This window comes from Hymenobacter rubripertinctus, from assembly GCF_003583925.1.
In the GTDB taxonomy this organism is placed as follows: domain Bacteria; phylum Bacteroidota; class Bacteroidia; order Cytophagales; family Hymenobacteraceae; genus Hymenobacter; species Hymenobacter rubripertinctus.
The window spans coordinates 104,466-123,507 of record NZ_QYCN01000001.1; the positions used below are offsets into that span (position 1 = coordinate 104,466).

31 protein-coding genes and 1 pseudogene are annotated in these 19,042 nt (G+C 55.1%); all 32 read right to left on the minus strand.

The features are described from left to right. Window positions 1-88: 88 nt before the first annotated feature. The gene (gene eno / locus D0T11_RS00400; RefSeq protein WP_119653812.1) at window positions 89-1,360 is read right to left on the minus strand and encodes a phosphopyruvate hydratase; all 1,272 of its coding nucleotides are present in this window, start codon (window positions 1,358-1,360) and stop codon (window positions 89-91) included. 294 nt (window positions 1,361-1,654) lie between these two features. Beyond that, window positions 1,655-2,263, minus strand: a complete 609-nt coding sequence (gene rplQ, locus D0T11_RS00405; RefSeq protein ID WP_119653813.1) for a 50S ribosomal protein L17 — start codon at window positions 2,261-2,263, stop codon at window positions 1,655-1,657. Window positions 2,264-2,471: 208 nt separating this feature from the next. Beyond that, window positions 2,472-3,461 (minus strand): DNA-directed RNA polymerase subunit alpha, encoded by a 990-nt coding sequence (locus D0T11_RS00410; RefSeq protein ID WP_119653814.1) that lies wholly within the window; start codon window positions 3,459-3,461, stop codon window positions 2,472-2,474. A gap of 143 nt (window positions 3,462-3,604) precedes the next feature. Next, window positions 3,605-4,210, minus strand: a complete 606-nt coding sequence (gene rpsD, locus D0T11_RS00415) for a 30S ribosomal protein S4 (protein WP_119653815.1) — start codon at window positions 4,208-4,210, stop codon at window positions 3,605-3,607. 104 nt (window positions 4,211-4,314) lie between these two features. Then, on the minus strand, window positions 4,315-4,707 hold the full coding sequence (rpsK, locus tag D0T11_RS00420) for a 30S ribosomal protein S11 (protein WP_088462446.1): 393 nt from the start codon (window positions 4,705-4,707) through the stop codon (window positions 4,315-4,317). Window positions 4,708-4,789: 82 nt separating this feature from the next. Further along, complete coding sequence (gene rpsM, locus D0T11_RS00425; protein WP_119653816.1) at window positions 4,790-5,167, minus strand: 30S ribosomal protein S13; 378 nt, start codon at window positions 5,165-5,167, stop codon at window positions 4,790-4,792. Window positions 5,168-5,281: 114 nt separating this feature from the next. After that, a complete protein-coding gene (rpmJ, locus tag D0T11_RS00430; RefSeq protein ID WP_045688470.1) occupies window positions 5,282-5,398 on the minus strand; it encodes a 50S ribosomal protein L36 in 117 nt (38 codons plus the stop codon). Window positions 5,399-5,407: 9 nt separating this feature from the next. Next, window positions 5,408-5,626 carry a translation initiation factor IF-1 gene (infA, locus tag D0T11_RS00435; RefSeq protein ID WP_022822146.1) on the minus strand — a complete coding sequence of 73 codons (219 nt, stop codon included), beginning with the start codon at window positions 5,624-5,626 and terminating at the stop codon, window positions 5,408-5,410. A 4-nt stretch (window positions 5,627-5,630) separates the two neighbouring features. Continuing rightward, window positions 5,631-6,401 carry a type I methionyl aminopeptidase gene (gene map / locus D0T11_RS00440; protein WP_119653817.1) on the minus strand — a complete coding sequence of 257 codons (771 nt, stop codon included), beginning with the start codon at window positions 6,399-6,401 and terminating at the stop codon, window positions 5,631-5,633. A 2-nt stretch (window positions 6,402-6,403) separates the two neighbouring features. Continuing rightward, window positions 6,404-7,717: a preprotein translocase subunit SecY gene (gene secY, locus D0T11_RS00445; RefSeq protein WP_119653818.1), complete on the minus strand. Its 1,314-nt coding sequence runs from the start codon at window positions 7,715-7,717 to the stop codon at window positions 6,404-6,406. A gap of 13 nt (window positions 7,718-7,730) precedes the next feature. Further along, window positions 7,731-8,174, minus strand: a complete 444-nt coding sequence (gene rplO, locus D0T11_RS00450; protein ID WP_119653819.1) for a 50S ribosomal protein L15 — start codon at window positions 8,172-8,174, stop codon at window positions 7,731-7,733. A 13-nt stretch (window positions 8,175-8,187) separates the two neighbouring features. After that, window positions 8,188-8,367, minus strand: coding sequence for a 50S ribosomal protein L30 (gene rpmD, locus D0T11_RS00455; RefSeq protein WP_119653820.1), 180 nt, complete (start codon window positions 8,365-8,367; stop codon window positions 8,188-8,190). Window positions 8,368-8,373: 6 nt separating this feature from the next. After that, window positions 8,374-8,982, minus strand: a complete 609-nt coding sequence (rpsE, locus tag D0T11_RS00460) for a 30S ribosomal protein S5 (RefSeq protein ID WP_245990562.1) — start codon at window positions 8,980-8,982, stop codon at window positions 8,374-8,376. 9 nt (window positions 8,983-8,991) lie between these two features. Further along, a complete protein-coding gene (rplR, locus tag D0T11_RS00465; RefSeq protein ID WP_044515439.1) occupies window positions 8,992-9,342 on the minus strand; it encodes a 50S ribosomal protein L18 in 351 nt (116 codons plus the stop codon). A 9-nt stretch (window positions 9,343-9,351) separates the two neighbouring features. Further along, window positions 9,352-9,906 (minus strand): 50S ribosomal protein L6, encoded by a 555-nt coding sequence (rplF, locus tag D0T11_RS00470; protein ID WP_119653821.1) that lies wholly within the window; start codon window positions 9,904-9,906, stop codon window positions 9,352-9,354. A 20-nt stretch (window positions 9,907-9,926) separates the two neighbouring features. Further along, window positions 9,927-10,325, minus strand: a complete 399-nt coding sequence (gene rpsH, locus D0T11_RS00475) for a 30S ribosomal protein S8 (RefSeq protein WP_119653822.1) — start codon at window positions 10,323-10,325, stop codon at window positions 9,927-9,929. 240 nt (window positions 10,326-10,565) lie between these two features. Continuing rightward, a complete protein-coding gene (rpsN, locus tag D0T11_RS00480; RefSeq protein ID WP_092738469.1) occupies window positions 10,566-10,835 on the minus strand; it encodes a 30S ribosomal protein S14 in 270 nt (89 codons plus the stop codon). Beyond that, the gene (gene rplE, locus D0T11_RS00485) at window positions 10,828-11,388 is read right to left on the minus strand and encodes a 50S ribosomal protein L5 (protein ID WP_119653823.1); all 561 of its coding nucleotides are present in this window, start codon (window positions 11,386-11,388) and stop codon (window positions 10,828-10,830) included. Before rplE ends, rpsN begins: the two co-directional genes overlap by 8 nt. 27 nt (window positions 11,389-11,415) lie before the next feature. Further along, a pseudogene (gene rplX / locus D0T11_RS00490) lies at window positions 11,416-11,664 on the minus strand (50S ribosomal protein L24); the annotation flags it as partial. Window positions 11,665-11,667: 3 nt separating this feature from the next. Continuing rightward, window positions 11,668-12,036 carry a 50S ribosomal protein L14 gene (gene rplN / locus D0T11_RS00495; protein WP_119653825.1) on the minus strand — a complete coding sequence of 123 codons (369 nt, stop codon included), beginning with the start codon at window positions 12,034-12,036 and terminating at the stop codon, window positions 11,668-11,670. Between the two features lies 1 nt (window position 12,037). Beyond that, window positions 12,038-12,331: a 30S ribosomal protein S17 gene (rpsQ, locus tag D0T11_RS00500; protein ID WP_119653826.1), complete on the minus strand. Its 294-nt coding sequence runs from the start codon at window positions 12,329-12,331 to the stop codon at window positions 12,038-12,040. Between the two features lie 2 nt (window positions 12,332-12,333). Further along, window positions 12,334-12,546 (minus strand): 50S ribosomal protein L29, encoded by a 213-nt coding sequence (gene rpmC / locus D0T11_RS00505; protein ID WP_119653827.1) that lies wholly within the window; start codon window positions 12,544-12,546, stop codon window positions 12,334-12,336. 1 nt (window position 12,547) lies between these two features. Beyond that, window positions 12,548-12,973 (minus strand): 50S ribosomal protein L16, encoded by a 426-nt coding sequence (gene rplP, locus D0T11_RS00510; RefSeq protein ID WP_119653828.1) that lies wholly within the window; start codon window positions 12,971-12,973, stop codon window positions 12,548-12,550. Window positions 12,974-13,012: 39 nt separating this feature from the next. Next, window positions 13,013-13,885 carry a 30S ribosomal protein S3 gene (gene rpsC / locus D0T11_RS00515; RefSeq protein ID WP_119653829.1) on the minus strand — a complete coding sequence of 291 codons (873 nt, stop codon included), beginning with the start codon at window positions 13,883-13,885 and terminating at the stop codon, window positions 13,013-13,015. 5 nt (window positions 13,886-13,890) lie between these two features. Continuing rightward, the gene (gene rplV, locus D0T11_RS00520) at window positions 13,891-14,370 is read right to left on the minus strand and encodes a 50S ribosomal protein L22 (RefSeq protein WP_119653830.1); all 480 of its coding nucleotides are present in this window, start codon (window positions 14,368-14,370) and stop codon (window positions 13,891-13,893) included. 1 nt (window position 14,371) lies between these two features. Beyond that, entirely contained in the window at window positions 14,372-14,650 is a 279-nt protein-coding gene (gene rpsS, locus D0T11_RS00525) for a 30S ribosomal protein S19 (RefSeq protein ID WP_088462464.1), read from the minus strand. Window positions 14,651-14,653: 3 nt separating this feature from the next. Next, the gene (rplB, locus tag D0T11_RS00530) at window positions 14,654-15,481 is read right to left on the minus strand and encodes a 50S ribosomal protein L2 (protein WP_119653831.1); all 828 of its coding nucleotides are present in this window, start codon (window positions 15,479-15,481) and stop codon (window positions 14,654-14,656) included. 39 nt (window positions 15,482-15,520) lie between these two features. Beyond that, a complete protein-coding gene (gene rplW, locus D0T11_RS00535) occupies window positions 15,521-15,808 on the minus strand; it encodes a 50S ribosomal protein L23 (protein ID WP_119653832.1) in 288 nt (95 codons plus the stop codon). Further along, window positions 15,808-16,446: a 50S ribosomal protein L4 gene (gene rplD, locus D0T11_RS00540; RefSeq protein ID WP_119653833.1), complete on the minus strand. Its 639-nt coding sequence runs from the start codon at window positions 16,444-16,446 to the stop codon at window positions 15,808-15,810. Before rplD ends, rplW begins: the two co-directional genes overlap by 1 nt. A 9-nt stretch (window positions 16,447-16,455) precedes the next feature. After that, a complete protein-coding gene (rplC, locus tag D0T11_RS00545; protein ID WP_119653834.1) occupies window positions 16,456-17,076 on the minus strand; it encodes a 50S ribosomal protein L3 in 621 nt (206 codons plus the stop codon). A gap of 203 nt (window positions 17,077-17,279) precedes the next feature. Then, the gene (locus D0T11_RS00550; protein WP_119653835.1) at window positions 17,280-18,563 is read right to left on the minus strand and encodes an O-antigen ligase family protein; all 1,284 of its coding nucleotides are present in this window, start codon (window positions 18,561-18,563) and stop codon (window positions 17,280-17,282) included. 168 nt (window positions 18,564-18,731) lie between these two features. Next, the gene (rpsJ, locus tag D0T11_RS00555; RefSeq protein ID WP_084445992.1) at window positions 18,732-19,037 is read right to left on the minus strand and encodes a 30S ribosomal protein S10; all 306 of its coding nucleotides are present in this window, start codon (window positions 19,035-19,037) and stop codon (window positions 18,732-18,734) included. Between the last annotated feature and the right edge of the window lie 5 nt (window positions 19,038-19,042).

The following is a 19,042-nucleotide window of genomic DNA, read 5'->3' on the forward strand; positions in this document are numbered from 1 at the left end:
TCCTGGCCCTCAAAAAACAAACGGTACCGTCGCCCGAAAGCCACGGTACCGTTTGCCGGCGAAACTGAAAATCTGCGTAATCTGCGGTTTACATTTTGCGGCCGGGGAAGTAGGCCACCTCGCCCAGCTCCTCCTCAATACGGAGCAGCTGGTTGTACTTGGCCATCCGGTCGGAGCGCGAGGCCGAGCCGGTCTTGATCTGGCCGGTGTTCAGGGCCACGGCCAGGTCGGCAATGGTGTTGTCCTCGGTTTCGCCCGAGCGGTGGCTCATGATGCTCTTGTAGCCGTGGCGGCGGCCCAGGTTGATGGCGTCAATCGTTTCGGAGAGCGTACCAATCTGGTTTACCTTGATGAGGATGGCGTTGGCAATCTGCTCATCGATGCCGCGCTGGAGGCGGTTCACGTTGGTCACAAACAGGTCGTCGCCCACGAGCTGGGTGGTGTTGCCGATGCTCTCGGTCAGGGCCTTCCAGCCGCTCCAGTCGTCCTCGTCCATGCCATCCTCGATGCTGATGATGGGGTACTTCTTGGTCCAGTCGGTCCAGTAGCTCACCATCTCCGAAGACGTCAGCTTGTCACCGGTGCTCTTCTTGAAGTGGTAATGACCGTCTTCGTAGAATTCCGAAGCGGCGGCATCCATGGCAATCATCACGTCGTCGCCCGGCTTGTAACCGGCCTTCTCAATGGCCTGGAGCACAATCTTGATGGCGTCCTCGTTGCTCTTGATGTTGGGAGCGAAGCCGCCCTCGTCGCCCACGTTGGTGCTGAAACCCTGCTTCTTGAGCACTTCCTTGAGGTGGTGGAAGATTTCGGTACCCCAGCGCAGCGCCTCCGAGAAGCTGGACGCGCCCACGGGCATAATCATGAATTCCTGGAAGTCGATGCTGTTGTCGGCGTGCGAGCCGCCGTTGAGGATGTTCATCATCGGCACGGGCAGGGTGGTGGCGTTTACGCCGCCCACGTAGCGGTAGAGCGGCATGCCGGCCTCGGCGGCGGCGGCACGGGCAATGGCCAGCGAAGCGCCCAGAATGGCGTTGGCGCCCAGGTTGGCCTTGTTGGGCGTGCCGTCGAGCTCCAGCATAATCTTGTCGAGCAGTCCCTGCTCGAACACCGAGAAGCCGATCAGCTCTTCAGCAATAGTGGTGTTCACGTTCTCCACCGCCTGCAACACGCCCTTACCCATGTACTGGCTCTTGTCGTTGTCGCGCAGCTCCACGGCTTCGTGCTTGCCGGTGCTGGCTCCGCTCGGTACGGCGGCGCGGCCCACAGTGCCGCTGTCGGTGGTTACGTCCACTTCAACCGTCGGATTGCCGCGCGAGTCAAAAATCTGGCGAGCGTGAATTTCGGTGATAATGCTCATGAGCGAAAGGGGTTAGTGAAACGAATTACGCGTTAGGCAACAGCTTTTCGGCCGCTGGCCCGCAAGGTAAATAGTATCCCCGACGTTTCAGCCCTCGCTGCGGCGCTCCTACCCTTCAAGCCAGCGCCGGAACTCGGGCCTCTGGGCGGTGCTGGTCATTAGCGAAACCGCTCCTGCCCGCAGCTTCACTACCAGCCGGTTGTTGAAATCCGCCTCCCGAACGGCACAAAAAAAGGCCCGCCAGACGGCGGGCCTTCTTCAATCCGTGATTCGCTGAGCGAACCGGAAACCGAACTACTCGGCGGCTTTCTCCTCGCGGGTTTCGCCGTCTTTCAGGGTTTCAGTAGCCGTATCCTCGGGAGCCGAAACTTCCGTAGCAGCCGCCTTGGCCTTCTTGGCGGGCTTCTCCTCAGCTACTACTTCGGCCGAAGAATCGCCTTCGCCGGCGGCAGCTTCGGTGTCAGCTTTCTTACCAGTGCTGCGGCGCGAACGACGGGTAGTAGCTTTGGCTTCGCCGGCGTTCTTGGCTTCCAGCATGGTGTCGTTGAAATCCACCAGCTCGATGATGCACATGTCGGCGTTGTCACCCAGACGGGTCTGGCTCAGCTTGATGATGCGGGTATAACCACCGGGACGTCCAGCAATTTTAGCCGAAACGTTGTCGAACAGCTCCTTCAGCACTTCCTTGTTGCCCAGGGTCGAGAACACAAGGCGACGCGAGTGCGTCGTATCGTTCTTCGACTTGGTGAGCAGGGGCTCCACGTACTGGCGCAGGGCCTTGGCCTTGGCAACCGTAGTAGTGATGCGTTTGTGCAGGATGAGCGACGAGGCCATGTTCGAAAGCATGGCGTTGCGGTGCGAGGACGTGCGACCGAGATGGTTGAAGGATTTACCGTGACGCATAAAAAGGAAAGAAACGTGCGCTTGCGGGCAACGACCACGGCGGAAAGTGCCCGAAGGCTACTCTCTCATTAGAACCGCTGCCCCGGGGGCGCACTATGAGAAATGTGAAAAAGTCTGCAAATGTACGGAATAGTCGGACACAAAAAATGTGCTGCCGTGGAATAGGCCGAAGCCCGTCATCCAGTAGCAGCACATTTTCCGGGTAAGCCTATTCCTCTTCGAGCTTGTACTTGCCCAGGTCCATCCCAAAGGTCAGGCCCTTTTCCTCCACGAGGTTTTCAAGCTCCGTCAACGACTTCTTACCGAAGTTGCGGAACTTCATCATGTCGGCCATATCGAGCTGCACCAGGTCACCGAGGGTTTTGATGTCGGCGGCCTTGAGGCAGTTGTAAGCGCGCACGCTCAGGTCCATATCCGCCAGCGGCGTCTTCAGAACTTTGCGCATGTGCAGCGTCTCCTCGTCCACAGTCTCCTCCTCTTCGGCTTTCACCGTTTCGAAGGTCATGGTGCTGTCGGAGAACAGCATGAAATGCTGGATAAGGATGTTGGCAGCTCCTTTCAGAGCTTCCTCGGGATGAATGGAACCGTCCGTGTGAATCTCGATCAGGAGCTTCTCATAGTCGGTCTTCTGTTCTACCCGGGTGTTTTCGATGCTGTACTTCACGTTCTTGATAGGCGTGAAGATAGCGTCAATCGCAATCTGACCGAAAACCTGATCGGCCGGCTTGTTCTCCTCAGCGGGAACATAGCCACGGCCTTTCTGAATCGTGAACTCAAACTCCAGTTCAGTGCCCGGGTCCACGTGGCAGATCACCAGGTCCGGATTGAGCACCTGAAAGCCGTTGGTGAATTTGTTGATTTCGCCGGCCGAGAAAGTGTCCTGTCCTTTGATGCGCACCGTGATTTTGTCCTCGATGGCATCGCTCACTTTCTTGAAACGAACCTGCTTCAGGTTCAGGATGATTTCGGACATATCCTCAATCACGCCTTCAATAGTCATGAACTCGTGCAGCACACTGTTGGTGCGCACCGACGTAATGGCGTAGCCCTCCAGCGACGACAGCAGGATGCGGCGCAGAGCGTTGCCGATCGTGACGCCGTAGCCTTTCTCCAGCGGTTTAAATTCAAACGTTCCGTAGAAGTCGTCGGATTTCTCCATCACTACCTTCTCCGGCATTTGAAAAGCTAAGATTGACATAAGTGGGGCGGTTTGTTAGGATGAGTAAAAGGTATCAGGTAAGAAGACGTCTTTTGAGGTCCTGATACCTAATACCCAATACCTGAATTCATTAAAAAGCGGCGAAGCAGGGAAACGGCCCGGGCGTCCGGGCCGTTTCCGCATTACTTCGAGTACAGCTCGACGATAAGCTGCTCCGTGATTTTCTCCGGAATCAGCTCACGCGACGGGGCGCTGATGAATTTGCCCACCATGTCTTTACCTTCCCACTCCAGCCACGAGAAAGCCCGCGCGTTGCGGGCACTCAGGCTGATGGTAATGGCTTCCAGCGACTTCGACTTCTCCCGTACGGCCACGATGTCGCCAGCGCGGAGTTTGTACGAAGCGATGTTTACAATCTCGCCGTTCACGGTGATGTGCTTATGCAGCACCAGCTGACGGGCAGCCCGACGGGTAGGCGCAATGCCCAAACGGTACACCGTGTTATCGAGGCGCGACTCCAGCAGGGCCAGCAGGTTGTCGCCGGTGATGCCAGGCATCGCGGCGGCCTTGTGGAACAGGTTCTCGAACTGCTTCTCCAGGATGCCGTACATGTACTTCACTTTCTGCTTCTCCATCAGCTGGACAGCGTACTCGCTCTGCTTTTTCCGACGACTACGACCATGCTGGCCGGGAGGGTATGCTTTTTTGGTGAGTGCCTTGCTCGGGCCGAAAATCGGCTCATTGAAGCGACGGGCAATCTTGGTTTTAGGACCAGTATAACGTGCCATTTCGGGGATGTTGAGTGTTGAAGGGGTTGAACCGAAAGGCTCCGGCGCAGCGCTTCGCAGGGGTGAGAAGCAGCCGGCGACGCAGCCCGGACGGGCTCAAGAAATCAAACGCGACGACGTTTGGGCGGACGGCAGCCATTGTGGGGCAGCGGCGTCACGTCCTTGATGGTCGTTACCTCAATACCCACGTTACCCAGCGTCCGGATAGCCGACTCACGGCCAGCACCCGGACCCTTCACGAATACTTCGGCTTTGCGCATACCGAGGTCGTGCGCAACTTTGCCAGCATCGGTCATAGCCATTTGAGCGGCGTAGGGGGTGTTCTTTTTAGAACCCCGGAAGCCCATCTTACCAGCCGACGCCCAGGAAATAACCTGGCCGTTGTTGTTGGTGATGGAAATGATGATGTTGTTGAAGGAGGCTTTGATGTGTACCTGACCTACGGGTTCAACAACGACAACGCGCTTCTTGGCTTTGTCTTTTCTTTTTTGTGCCATTTGGTTATCGCAAAAAACTGCGGAAGGTGTTGAAGCCCGCTCCGACCAAAGGGTAGAGTCGGGCTTCGATTCCCGCTACAGATTATTTAGTAGCTTTTTTCTTACCGGCAACGGTCTTACGCTTACCCTTGCGGGTACGCGAGTTGTTCTTGGTACGCTGACCACGAACTGGCAGACCTTTGCGGTGACGCAGACCCCGGTAGCAACCGATGTCCATGAGACGCTTGATGTTGAGCTGAACTTCGGAACGCAACGCGCCTTCAGTCTTATACTCACCGGTGATGACGCTACGAATTTCGCCGGCCTCTTCTTCCGTCCAGTCCTTCACTTTCTTGTTCAGGTCAACACCTGCTTTCGAAAGAATCTGCTGGGCCGAAGTACGACCGATGCCAAAAATGTAGGTCAGCGCGATTTCACCGCGTTTGTTGTCTGGGATGTCTACCCCTGCAATACGAGCCATGTGTTGAGTTTGGGTTTTTGGGGAGTTAGGGTCTTGGGGACCAGGTTTCGGTTAGGACAGTTTTCCTTCAAAAACCAAGTCCTCAGCACCCGATAGTCCCCAACTTCCAATGGATTAGCCCTGCCGCTGCTTGTAGCGGGGGTTCTTTTTGTTGATAACGTAGAGCTTGCCTTTGCGGCGGATGATTTTGCAATCAACGCTACGCTTCTTTACGGACGCTTTGACTTTCATGTCGTCGGGTTATTTGTAACGGTACACAATTCGACCCTTCGACAAGTCGTAGGGCGACATTTCGAGTTTTACCTTATCTCCCGGCAGGATCTTGATGTAGTGCATCCGCATCTTACCCGAAATGTGGGCAATCAGCTGGTGACCATTTTCCAGCTCCACACGGAACATGGCGTTGGATAAGGCTTCCAGGATGACACCGTCCTGCTCAATGGAAGTTTGTTTGGCCATAAGGCTACTGTAAGGCTTTTTCTATGTATTCGAAGGAGGTAAGTATTTCCGCCTTCTCTTTGCGAACAACAATGGTGTGTTCAAAGTGCGCCGAAGGCTTCAGGTCCTTGGTTCGGATAGTCCAGCCATCCTTTTCCTGAACCACGCTCTTCGTTCCCAGATTCACCATCGGCTCAATGGCCAACGTGAGTCCGGTCTGGAGTTTGAGGCCCGCGCCACGCTTACCGTAGTTAGGAACCTCGGGGCGCTCGTGCAGTTTCTGGCCGATACCATGCCCTACCAGTTCCCGAACTACGCCATAACCCAGTTTCTCAACGTGGTTCTGAATAGCGTAACTGACGTCCCCCATTCGGTTACCCGCCACGGCTTTCTCGATTCCGAGATACAACGACTTTTTGGTTTCCTCCAGCAGTTTAGTCACTTCGGGGGCCACCTCCCCTACCGGGTAGGTGTAGGCACTGTCGGCATGGTAACCATTGAGTAAAACCCCGCAGTCAATCGAAACAACGTCTCCACCTTTCAGCGTGTAGTCGCCCGGAAAACCATGCACCACCACCGAGTTGGGAGAGATGCAGAGACTATACTCAAACCCGTTATACCCTTTGAACGAAGGCTGTCCGCCATGGTCCCGGATGAATTCCTCGGCCCGCTGATCCAGCGCCCGGGTGGAAACTCCTTCCCGAATCATTTTGGCCACTTCGCCGTGGGCCTGCGCCAGCACTTTCGCGCTGGCTTTGATCAGATCAATTTCTTCCTCGGTTTTGTAAAAAATCATTTCTACGAAGCGAGTGCGATATTCTGCGAACGGCCCCGGGTTTTGTTCGTTTTCATCATCCGGTCGTAATCCCGCATGAGCAGATAGCTCTTCACCTGATTCATGGTATCAAGCACCACGCCTACCATAATGATAAGCGAAGTGCCCCCATAGAACTGGGCGAAAGAACGCGTAACCCCGGCCACAGATGCCAGAGCTGGCAGAATGGCAATAACAGCCAATGCCACGGCTCCAGGCAACGTAATGCGCGTCAGCACTTCATCAATAAACTCCGACGTATCCCGCCCAGGCTTTACGCCAGGAATGAATCCGCCGCTCCGCTTGAGGTCATCCGCAATCTGATTAGGATTGACGCTGATGGCCGTGTAGAAGTACGTAAAGATGATGATGAGCAAACCGAATACTACATTGTATACCCAATGGTTGGGCTGGAACCAAGTTCCAATCATCGTAGCGGCGTCACTGTTCTTGTTCCAGGCCGAAGCGGCAATGGCAGGCACGAACATCAACGACTGCGCGAAAATGATCGGCATTACACCGGCCGCATTTACTTTCATCGGGATATACTGACGCTGGGAGCTGAGTGAGGCGGCACCGCCTACCTGCTTGGCGTACTGCACCGGAATCTGCCGCACCGCTTGGGTGAGGATGATAACGGCCATTACAACCAGGAACAGGACGGCCATTTCGATCAGGAAAATCAGCGAGCCACGCATGGTGCGTGCCTGAGCTTCTCCGATCAAAGCACCAGGCAGACGGGACACGATACCGATCATAATCAGCATCGAGATACCGTTGCCTATCCCTTTGTCAGTAATTTTCTCCCCCAGCCACATGCAAAACAGCGTACCCGCCGTTACAATCATGGCTGTGGAAACCGTAAAGAATACCCCCGGATTCATAATAGCTTCCGCATTGATGGTTGCAATAAAGCCAACCGATTGCAAAGCCACTATGGGAATGGTGAGGATACGCGTATACTGGTTGATCTTTTTCCGCCCTGATTCGCCTTCTTTTTGCAGCTTCTGGAAGTAAGGCACTGCAATAGTCAGCAGCTGCAATACAATAGAAGCCGAAATGTAGGGCATAATGCCCAGGGCGAAAATAGACGCGTGGCTGAAAGCCCCACCCAGCAGAGTATCCAGAATGCCCAGAACGCCAGAAGCACCGGCTTTGAGCCGGTTAGGATCGACGCCCGGGAGCACTACGTAAGAGCCCAGCCGGTAAATGGCAATGAAAAAAAGCGTATTGAAGATCCGCGTGCGCAGATCTTCAATCGCAAATACATTCTTTATCTGTTCGATAAGTTTTTTCATTGCTTGGTAGGTGCTACAGCGTCACGGCTTTGCCACCGGCCTTCTCAATAGCTTCAATAGCCGACTTGGAGAAAGCGTGAGCATGTACTTCCAGTGCCTTGGTGATTTCACCACGGCCCAGAACTTTGATCTTGGCGCTCTTCGAGGCCAAACCAGCCGTTACGAAGAAGGCCGCATCCATCGTGGTGGTGCCGTTTTCGGTCAGGGCAGCCAGCACATCAATGTTGATGGCCTTGTACTCTATCCGATTGATGTTTTTGAAGCCAAATTTAGGCACCCGGCGCTGCAAAGGCATCTGACCGCCTTCGAAGCCCGACTTCTTGGAGTAACCCGAACGGGACTTGGCACCTTTGTGACCGCGCGTCGATGTGCCGCCACGGCCGGAACCCGTGCCCCGACCGATACGCTTGATGTTGCGAGTCGAGCCGGCGGCGGGTTGGAGATTGCTGAGATTCATTTTCGGGAGATTCCTAAAGTTCGGTTACTTCCAACAGATGCTGAACGGCTTTGATCATGCCCACTACTGCCGGAGTTCCCTCCACAGTTTTTGAGCTGTTCATTTTGCCGAGGCCCAAGGCCTGCACAGTGCGCTTCTGACGCTCAGGGCGGTCAATAGTGCTTTTTACGAGTTTGATTTGGAACTGCGCCATCGTCTCTTAACCGTTAAAAACTTGAGCGAGGGTAATGCCACGGGCCTGAGCAATCTGCAACGGGTCGCGCATTTTCAGCAGGGCGTCGAAGGTAGCCTTCACCACGTTGTGGGGGTTCGACGAACCTTTCGACTTGGCCAGTACATCCTTGATACCGGCGCTTTCGAACACGGCACGCATAGCACCGCCCGCAATTACACCCGTACCAGCGGCGGCCGGCTGAACCAGCACGAAACCACCCGAATACTTGCCTTCCATTACGTGGGGAACAGTGTGCTTGTAAAGCGGCACCTTCACCAGGTTTTTCTTCGCGTCGTCAATGCCTTTGGCAATGGCGTCGGTTACTTCGTTGGCTTTGCCGAGGCCGTAGCCCACGGTGCCATTGCCATCGCCTACTACTACGATAGCCGAGAAGCTGAAGCGACGACCACCTTTTACCACTTTGGCAACGCGGTTGATAGCAACTACTTTCTCTTTCAGATCGGAGTCGCCGGTACGCGAATCGTTTTCTTTGTTACGGTCATTGCCGCCCCGACGGTCATTGCCACCACCCCGGGGGCTGTTGCCGCCGCGGTCGTTACCACCACCCCGAGGGCCGTTGTTAAATTCTGCCATGAGGATAGATTAGAAATTGAGGCCGCCTTCGCGGGCTCCTTCTGCCAATGATTTTACGCGGCCGTGGTAGAGGTAACCGGAGCGGTCAAATACCACTTTCGAAATTCCTTTTCCAGTAGCACGGGCGGCAAGTTCTTTGCCGACTGCGGCGGCGAGGGCGACTCCGTTGCCCCCTTCCACCGAAACGTGCTTCGAGGAAGCAGACGCCAGCGTGTTACCGGTCGTGTCATCAATAATCTGAGCATAAATGCCCGTATTACTGCGGAACACCGACAAACGCGGACGCTCGGACGTGCCAGCCACCTTAGTGCGGATGATGCGCTGGATCCGTTTTCTTCTAGTTGCTTTATCGAAAGCCATGGTGCGTTATTATTTCGAAGCCGTTTTACCAGCCTTACGACGAATCTGCTCACCCACGAAACGCACGCCTTTGCCTTTGTAAGGCTCAACTTTGCGCAACGAGCGAATCTTTGCTGCTACCTGGCCCAGCAACTGCTTGTCGATGCTGGTGAGGGTAACGATGGGGTTTTTACCTTTTTCAGTTACTGCCGTAGCGGTAACCTCGGCTGGCAGAGCCAAGAAGATGTTGTGCGAGTAGCCCAACGAAAGCTCCAGGGTAGTACCAGCCATGGCGGCTTTGTAGCCTACACCAACCAATTCCAGCTTTTCTTCCAGACCGTTGCTCACGCCGCTTACGGCGTTGTTGAGCAGCGAGCGGTAGAGGCCGTGCATAGCTTTATGGCGCTTCTGCTCCGTAGGGCGGGTTACCACCAGTTGGCCGTCTTCCGTGGCCACGGTGATGTCGCGGTCAACGGGAACCACCAAGGTACCTTTCGGACCCTTCACGGTTACCTTGTTTTCGTTGCTCACTTCAATCTGCACGTTGTCGGGCAGGCTGATGGGCAGTTTACCAATGCGTGACATAGTTTCTGTTTCCTTTCAGATTAGTAAACGTAGCACAGCACTTCGCCGCCCACATTCTCAGCTTTCGCTTCTTTCTCCGTCATCACGCCCTTCGACGTGGAGAGAATGGCGATACCCAAGCCACTGAGTACGCGGGGCATGTTGCCCACGTGCGCATACTGGCGCAGACCGGGCGTGCTCACGCGCTGCAATTTCGTAATAGCCGGCACCTTCGTGGTGGGGTTGTACTTGAGGGCGATTTTAATCGTGCCCTGCACGGCGGCATCATCAAACCGGTAGCTCTGAATGTAGCCCTTTTTATAGAGCACCTTCGTAATCTCCTTTTTGATGTTGCTGGCCGGAATTTCCACCACCCGGTGGTTTGCCTTGATGGCATTGCGTACCCGGGTCAGGTAGTCGGCAATTGGATCTGTGTTCATTCGATTGTGAAAAGGCAGCGCCCATTTTTAGGGAGCCGCAAAGATATGAAAATTTCGCCGGCCCGGAAAGGGTCAGCGAAATTTTCGGTTAAGACTACTCGGCTCGGCTTGTTGAGGCTCGGCCAATGGTTTCTTTCGGCAACCTGCCAAATTTTGGAGAAGATGAAGGATAAGAGAGCAAAAAGAATACAGACCTAAATCCCTAGTTCCTTCGTTCTCTATCCCTCATATATTCTCAATCTACCAGCTCGACTTGGTTACGCCGGGAATTTTGCCGGCGAGGGCCATCTCGCGGAAGCGCACCCGGCTGATGCCGAACTTGCGCATGTAACCACGAGGACGGCCGTCGATTTTGTCGCGGTTATGCAGACGTACGGGCGACGCGTTGCGGGGCAACTTGTCCAGACCTTCGTAATCGCCAGCCGCTTTCAGGGCCTTACGCTTTTCGGCGTAACGGGCAACGGTAGCGATACGCTTCCGTTCCCGTGCTTTCATGCTTTCCTTAGCCATTGTTTTGTTTCTTGGCGTTAGCGAACGGCATACCAAAGGCCTTGAGCAGCTCATAGCTCTGCTCATCGTTTTCGGCGGTCGTCACAAAAGTGATGTCCATACCGGCAATGGCCTTGATCTTGTCGATCGAGATTTCCGGGAAAATGATTTGCTCTTTTACGCCCAGGGTATAGTTGCCCCGGCCGTCGAAGCCCTTATCGTTGATGCCTTTGAAGTCACGTACGCGGGGCAGTGCCACAGTCAGCAAACGATCCAGGAATTCGTACATCTGAGCGCCACGCAGGGTTACGCGGGCTCCTATGGGCATCCCTTCACGCAGTTTGAAGTTCGACACCGAACGCTTGGCGATGGTAGGAACCGCTTTCTGACCAGTAATGATCGTCAGCTCATCCACTCCATTGTCCACCAGCTTCTTATCGGCTACTGCCGATCCGATACCGCGGTTGATGCAGATCTTGGTGATGCGCGGTACCTGCATGGTGCTCTTGAACTGGAATTTCTCCTGGAGCGCGGGTACTACTTCTTTCTTGTATTTTTCTTTGAGTCGAGCCATGGTCGGGAGCGGTTAGGCGTTGGCCGAGTCCACGCGCTTCACGTTGCTCACGTGAATCGGGGCCTCGATCTTGGTGATGCCGCCCTGGGGGTTCTTCGCACTGGGTTTGTTGTGCTTGGTTGCCAGGTTCAGGCCTTCCACGATAACACGCTGCGTCGAACGGTTCACCGACTTAATGGTGCCGGTTTTACCCTTCTCGTCGCCGGAAATCACCAAAACGGTGTCACCGGTTTTCACGTGCAGTTTCGTAGGCGTTGCTTTCGTTTTCGTTGCCATTGCTTAGAGAACTTCAGGAGCCAGCGAAACGATCTTCATGAACTGGCGCTCACGTAGCTCACGGGCTACGGGGCCGAAGATGCGGGTACCGCGAGGCTCGTCGTTATTGTTGAGCAGTACGGCCGCGTTGTCATCGAACCGGATGTAAGAGCCGTCCTTGCGACGAACTTCCTTCTTGGTACGAACAACAACTGCTTTCGATACAGTGCCTTTTTTAGCGTTGCCGGAAGAAATAGCCGACTTGATGGCGACTACAATCTTGTCGCCTACGCTGGCGTACTTCTTGCCCGTGCCACCGAGGACACGAATGCAGAGAACTTCTTTGGCGCCGCTGTTATCAGCGACGGTCAGACGGGATTCTTGCTGTATCATCTTACTTGGCGCGTTCTACAATTTCTACCAATCTCCACCGCTTGCTTTTGCTTAGCGGGCGGGTGCTCATGATGCGCACTGTATCGCCTTCGCCGCACTCGTTGTTCTCGTCGTGGGCCATGAACTTGGTCGACTTGGTAACGAATTTGCCGTAGATCGGGTGCTTCATCTTGCTCTCCACCATTACCGTGATAGATTTATCCATCTTGGAGGAGGTGACGCGGCCGATGATTTCTTTGCGCAGGTTCCGCTCAGTGGTAGCGGCAATGCCCTGCTGTTCTTCGTTGTTTGCCATCGTTAGTTAGCAGTGTTTGTAGCCTGCTCATTCTCGCGACGCTTCAACTCAGTCAGCAGACGGGCGACGTTTTTGCGGGCTTGCTTCAGACGGAGCGGGTTTTCCAACGGCGAGATGGCGTGCGCGAAGCGCATGGTCTGACCCGAGGTCTGCTCGGTCTTCAATTGATTTTTGAGGTCCTCTACTGAGAGGTTACGGATTTCGGCGTTCTTCATCTTACTTGTTATCTACGTAGTCACGACGAACAACAAACGACGTCCGTACCGGCAGTTTCTGAGCGGCCAGGCGCAGCGACTCCTGAGCGACTTCCAGCGTTACCCCGTCCGATTCGAACATGATGGTGCCGGGCTTCACGCAGGCTACCCAATACTCGGGCGAACCTTTACCCTTACCCATCCGCACTTCGGCGGGCTTCTTGGTGATCGGCTTGTCGGGGAAGATGCGGATCCAAACTTGACCTTCGCGTTTCATGGCGCGGGTCATGGCGATACGGGCCGCCTCAATCTGGCGAGCCGTAATCCACGCCTGTTCCAGCGACTTGATAGCGAACGAACCGAAGTCGATGGAGCTGCCGCGGTGGGCTAAGCCATGCACACGACCCTTTTGCATCTTGCGATACTTGGTCCTTTTCGGTTGTAACATGAGTTATGTAGTATTAAAATTCGAGAGAAAGGGAAAGGACTAGCGACGTGGTGCGCCACCGCCCCGGTTGCCACCGGCACCGCCCTGGCCACCCTGGCCGCCTTGGCCACCTGGACCCCGACGCTGACCGCCGCGGCTGTCGCCGCCCCGATCACCACCGCTGCGGCTGTCGCCACCCCGGTCGTTGCGGTCGCGGCGCGGGCCACGCTCACTGCGCGGGCCACGGTCGTTGCGGCTGTCGCCACCCTGACCGCCAGCGGGCTGCTGGTTAGGCGAGAGGTCGGGCTTGCCGAACACTTCGCCACGCATTACCCACACCTTGATGCCAATTTTGCCATACACTGTCTGGGCTTCCGAGAGAGCGTAGTCAATATCAGCCCGCAGCGTGTGCAGGGGAGTGCGGCCTTCTTTGTACTGCTCGGAACGAGCAATCTCGGCCCCACCCAAACGACCACCGCACTGGATTTTGATGCCTTCGGCACCAACGCGCATAGCAGCCTGGATAGCCATCTTCATGGCCCGACGGAACGAGATCCGGGCAGCCAGCTGCTGAGCGATGCTCTCGCCAACCAGCTTGGCGTCCAGTTCAGGGCGCTTGATCTCGAAAATGTTGATCTGAACGTCCTTGCCGGTTATCTGCTTCAGCTCGTCCTTAATCTTGTCCACTTCGGCACCGCCTTTACCAATCACTACGCCCGGACGGGCGGTGTTGATGGTAATGGTCACGCGCTTCAGCGTGCGCTCGATTACGATGCGGCTGATGCCGCCCTTCGGAATACGAGCGTTGATGTATTTGCGGATTTTCTCGTCCTCCACCAGCTTGTCGGCAAAGTCCTTGCCGCCGTACCAGTTCGAGTCCCATCCTTTAATGACGCCCAGACGGAAGCCAACCGGATTTACTTTCTGTCCCATAGTGCTTATGCGGTGGCTTCTGCCTTGGTTTCAGTTGATTTCTTCGAGCTACGACGCGCGGCTTTCGGCTTAGCTTGCGCCGTAGCCTCAGTGCCTTTCGTCTCAGCAGCCTGCTTGGCGGCAGCTTTGCTACCGAGCGGTTCTACTTTCGAGTCGATGATCAGCGTCACGTGGTTGCTACGCTTGCGGATGCGGTGGCCACGACCCTGGGGGGCGGGGCGCAGACGCTTCAGCATGCGACCTTCATCCACGAAAATCTCTTTGATGTAGAGGTTAGCATCCTCAATGCGCTCGTCCTCGTTCTTCTGCTGCCAGTTGGCCAAAGCCGACAGGAGCAGTTTCTCGATTTTAGGAGCGCCCGAGTTGGCCTCAAATTTCAGCAGGCCGAGGGCCCGGGTCACTTTCTGACCACGGACCAGGTTGGCTACCAGGCGCATCTTGCGCGGCGAGGTAGGCACGTTCCGGAGTTTAGCTACTGCTTCCATATTAGCGCTTGCCTTTATCTTTCTTGGCGATATGGCCGCGGAAGTTCCGGGTTGGAGCAAACTCACCGAGTTTGTGTCCTACCATGTTCTCCGTGACATACACCGGGATGAACTTATTGCCGTTGTGAACGGCGAAGGTGTGGCCAACGAAATCGGGCGAAATCATCGAGCGGCGAGACCAGGTCTTCACCACCGACTTTTTGCCGGATTCTTCCATTGCCGTTACTTTCTTCTCGAGCCGGAAGTCAATGTACGGCCCTTTTTTTAGTGAACGTGCCATTGCTTACTTCTTGCCTTTACGGTTGACGATGAGCTGCTCGGAATACTTGTTCTTGTTCCGGGTCTTCTGACCTTTGGAGAAGATACCGTTACGGCTGCGTGGGTGACCACCCGACGACTTACCTTCACCACCACCCATTGGGTGATCGACGGGGTTCATGGCTACACCACGAACGCGCGGACGACGACCCAACCAGCGGTTACGACCGGCTTTGCCGAGACGAACGTTCATGTGGTCGCCATTAGAAACGGTGCCTACCGTGGCCATGCAAGTCACCAGGACCATGCGCATTTCGCCGGAGGGCAGTTTCAGGGTGGCGTATTTGTCTTCGCGGGCTACCAACTGTGCGTAAGTTCCGGCCGAGCGGGCCATTGCCGCACCATTACCGGGCATCAGCTCGATGTTGTGCACAATGGTACCCAGCGGAATTTCGCGCAGGGGCAGGGCATTACCAACTTCCGGTGCAACGCCCGAACCCGACACCACTTCGTTGCCCACTACCAAACCGGCAGGAGCAATGATGTAGCGCTTTTCACCATCGGCATATTGCAGCAAAGCAATACGCGCGGTGCGGTTCGGATCATATTCAATCGTCTTCACCGTGGCGGGCACGGAGGCCTTGTCACGCTTGAAGTCGATGATCCGGTACTTGGCTTTATGACCACCGCCGATGTAGCGGTTGGACATTTTGCCCGAATTGTTACGGCCACCGGAGTTTTTGAGGGGTGCCAACAGCGACTTCTCCGGCGTCGACGCAGTAATCTCGTCGAAAGCCGGGGCGATGCGAAAGCGCTGACCCGGTGATGTTGGTCTTAGTTTTTTGAGTGCCATTACTCTTGCTTAGGAAAAATTCTTGGCGGGAAAGTAGGCTTACAGGCCGCTGTAGAAGTCGATGATGTCGCCTTCCTTCACGGTCACCACGGCTTTCTTGCCGTGCGGACGACGGCCCGAGATAGAGCCACCTTTCGTGAATTTGGATTTCACCTTGCCGATGGTGCGCATAGTGCTGATGTTAGTCACCGTTACGCCATACATCTGCTCGATTTCCTTCTTGATCTGCACCTTGTTGGCATCGATCGCCACTTCAAAGGAATATTTTCCTTTGTCGTTGAGACCGGTTGCCTTTTCAGTTACGAGGGGTTTTTTCAGAATGCTCATTACTCAGCGCTGGTATAGAGTTGTTCCAAGGCCGTCAGACCATCCTCCGACAGCAGCAGCGTGTCGGTGTTCAGCAGATCGTGGGTGTTCAGAGCTACGGGAGTAGCCACGCTCACGCGCTGAATATTACGGGCCGACAGAATCACGTTCTTTTCAACTGCGCCCGTTACGAGCAGGGTCTTCTTGCCGTTGTTAAGCTTCAGGCCAGCCAGAATGGCGGCGAAGTCCTTGGTCTTTACGGCCGACATGGTAATGTTTTCCACTACGGATACCTTGCCGTCTTTGGCCAGCGACGAGAGGGCCGACAGGCGGGCCAGACGCTTGGTTTTCTTGTTGAGCTTGAAGCCATAGTCGCGGGGCTGGGGACCGAAGATGCGGCCGCCACCGACGAATACGCCCGACTTCATAGAGCCGGCGCGGGCACCGCCCGTACCTTTCTGCTTCTTGAGCTTCTTGGTGGTGCCGTGCACTTCATTGCGCTGCTTCGACTTGTGCGTACCCTGGCGCTGGTTGGCCAGGTATTGCTTCACGTCGAGGTACATCACGTGCTCGTTCGGCTCAAGGCCGAAGATGGCATCGGACAGGGTAACCTTACGGCCGGTGTCCTCGCCTTTGCTATTGATTACTGACAGTTCCATCTTACTAGGTTATTTTTCCAGGACCACGAAAGAGTTCTTGGCACCGGGAATCGAGCCGCTCACCACGATGAGGTTTTTGTCGGCTACAATGCGCATTACCTTCAGGTTCTGCACTTTCACCCGGTCGTTGCCCATGCGGCCACCCATGCGCATTCCTTTGAATACGCGCGAAGGCCAGGAGCAGGCACCGATAGAACCAGGGTGACGACCCCGGTTATGCTGGCCGTGAGTCTGGCCACCAACACCGGCGAAGTTGTAACGCTTCACAACGCCCTGGAAACCTTTACCCTTGGAGGTACCTACTACGTCAACGAATTCGCCTTCCTCGAAGAGGGAAGTGTTGATTTCGCTGCCAGCCGCGAAAGCGGCTGTCTCATCCAGACGGAACTCTACGAGTTTCCGCTTAGGAGTGGTGCCGGCTTTAGCGAAGTGACCAACCAATGCTTTGGTGGTGTTTTTCGCTTTTTTCTCGCCGTAACCGAGCTGGATGGCCGAATAGCCGTCCGTTTCGATGGTCTTAACCTGCGTCACTACGCACGGACCCGCTTCGATGAGCGTGCAGGGAATATTCTTCCCGTCCGGAGTGAAGAGGCTTGTCATACCGATTTTTTTACCGATGATGCCAGGCATTCAATTGGGGTTTTAGAAAAAGACACAACTCGAAAACGCCCACGTGGCATTTTCGGAAATGGAGTGCAAAGCTAGGAAATTGTTCCGGTAATATCTAAATCCAGTCTGAAATATTTTCAGAACCACATAGTTAGCTGCGACTTCACCCCCGCATCCCTGGCCGCCTCGGTACTCAAAATCTGACAGCAAGTACCCGGATTGGCTCAGGCAGGCCGCCATGTGGTTTCGGCATCTGACACTGACTTGCTGCCCTCAAGGGCCAGCAGCAAAAAGAACAGGGCGAAGCCCAGCCCTACCTGCGTTTCCAAGGTGTATTCGACCAGAAACGAAACGGTCAGAATCAAGTACTGTGCTAGTAATAGCGGCGCGTAGCGGGGCCACACGCTGATACCGGCATAATAGAAGCCAACGATAAAGATCAGCAAGCCCGAAATGCCGAACGCCACGGCAGAGTACAAATATTGATTATGGGGTAGAATGTAGGCCTCCGGCTCAATATTGGGAAAGTCGCGCCGGTAGTAGACGGCCATTTCTGATGCCATATCGCCTTTGCCTACTCCCAGCCACGGATGTGCCCTAATCACTTTCAATGCGACCTTGTACGAGTACACGCGACCAACCAACGAGTAGTTATTGGCCGACTGGGTGTGATGCACCCGGCTCATGTCTTCTTGGGTGTTGGCCGATTTATTTTGCAGCGTAGGAAATACGGAATAGCTGATGCCCGGTATCAGCACCAGACACGCTGCCAGCACCAACGCCTGCTGATACTGGCGGCTCCGGAATAGCAACCATAGCAGAGCTGCTCCACCCACCACGTAAAAACTAACGAGTCCGCTGCGTACCGCCAGCAGATGCTGGTAGAAAGCCAGCAACATTACCGTTGTCCAGAGCCCTGCCCTCCCCCACTGACTCCCGATGCTTCGATGGGCTAGCAGCGCAACGCCCGCTGTTATAGCCAGTGTTACGAGCAGGCTAAACCGAATGTGGTCCGGCTCAGTAGGCATGACTTTGGAATGCAGATAGGCTTCATTGATCTGCTCGAAATGCAGCAAGTAATTACCAGTGCTCAGAATAGCTGCTACGCTGGCTGCCGCCACCAGCGTCAGCCAGAGGCCGCGCAAATGGCTGGTCGGCAAAGGTGGCAGCAACCAGAAACCTAATGGCAGCAGCAGATAAGGTAGCTGCAAAATTAGGTCCTGCCGGAAGGCATCCAACCCTTCTTCTGAGGTAGTGAGCCCGGCAGCCAGATGCACCAGATAGACCAAGCCAAAGGCCCCGTATACCGATCTGCTGGCACGTGGCGGTGACGAACCGTGTAGTACACACTGGATCAGGGCCGTTAGGGTGAATCCCACCATTCCAATACTTGGCAGGATGCGAATGTATTTGCTGGTGAATAGTCCGATGATGATGCACGTACCGAACAACGTGGCCGCCAGTAGCAGTCGTTCGCGCGTCATAACCAAACCCCAGAATGACTTCATACAGATGATGGGAAAGTGGGCGGCAGTGTCCTAGAGGCAAAGACGAGTTCAAAAACCCTGCTATAGTAGCTGCTGAACAGCAAAGTTGCATTATATACGACAAAAACGCCCCACCAACTCCGAGGAGTTAGTGGGGCGCTTGGCTAATCAGCTAACAGAAACCGGTCCTCAGACTTTGATTTCAACGTCAACGCCGCTGGGCAACTCCAGCTTCATCAGGGCATCTACGGTTTTCGACGAAGTCGAGTAGATGTCCACGAGGCGCTTGTAAGTGCAAAGCTGGAATTGCTCCCGGCTCTTCTTGTTCACGTGGGGCGAACGGAGCACGGTGAATTTCTCCTTTTTCGTGGGCAGGGGAATGGGGCCGCTTACAATAGCGCCCGTAGCCTTCACCGCCTTAACAATCTTCTCCGACGATTTGTCCACCAAATTGTGGTCGTAGGATTTGAGTTTAATGCGAATTTTCTGGTTCATGTCGA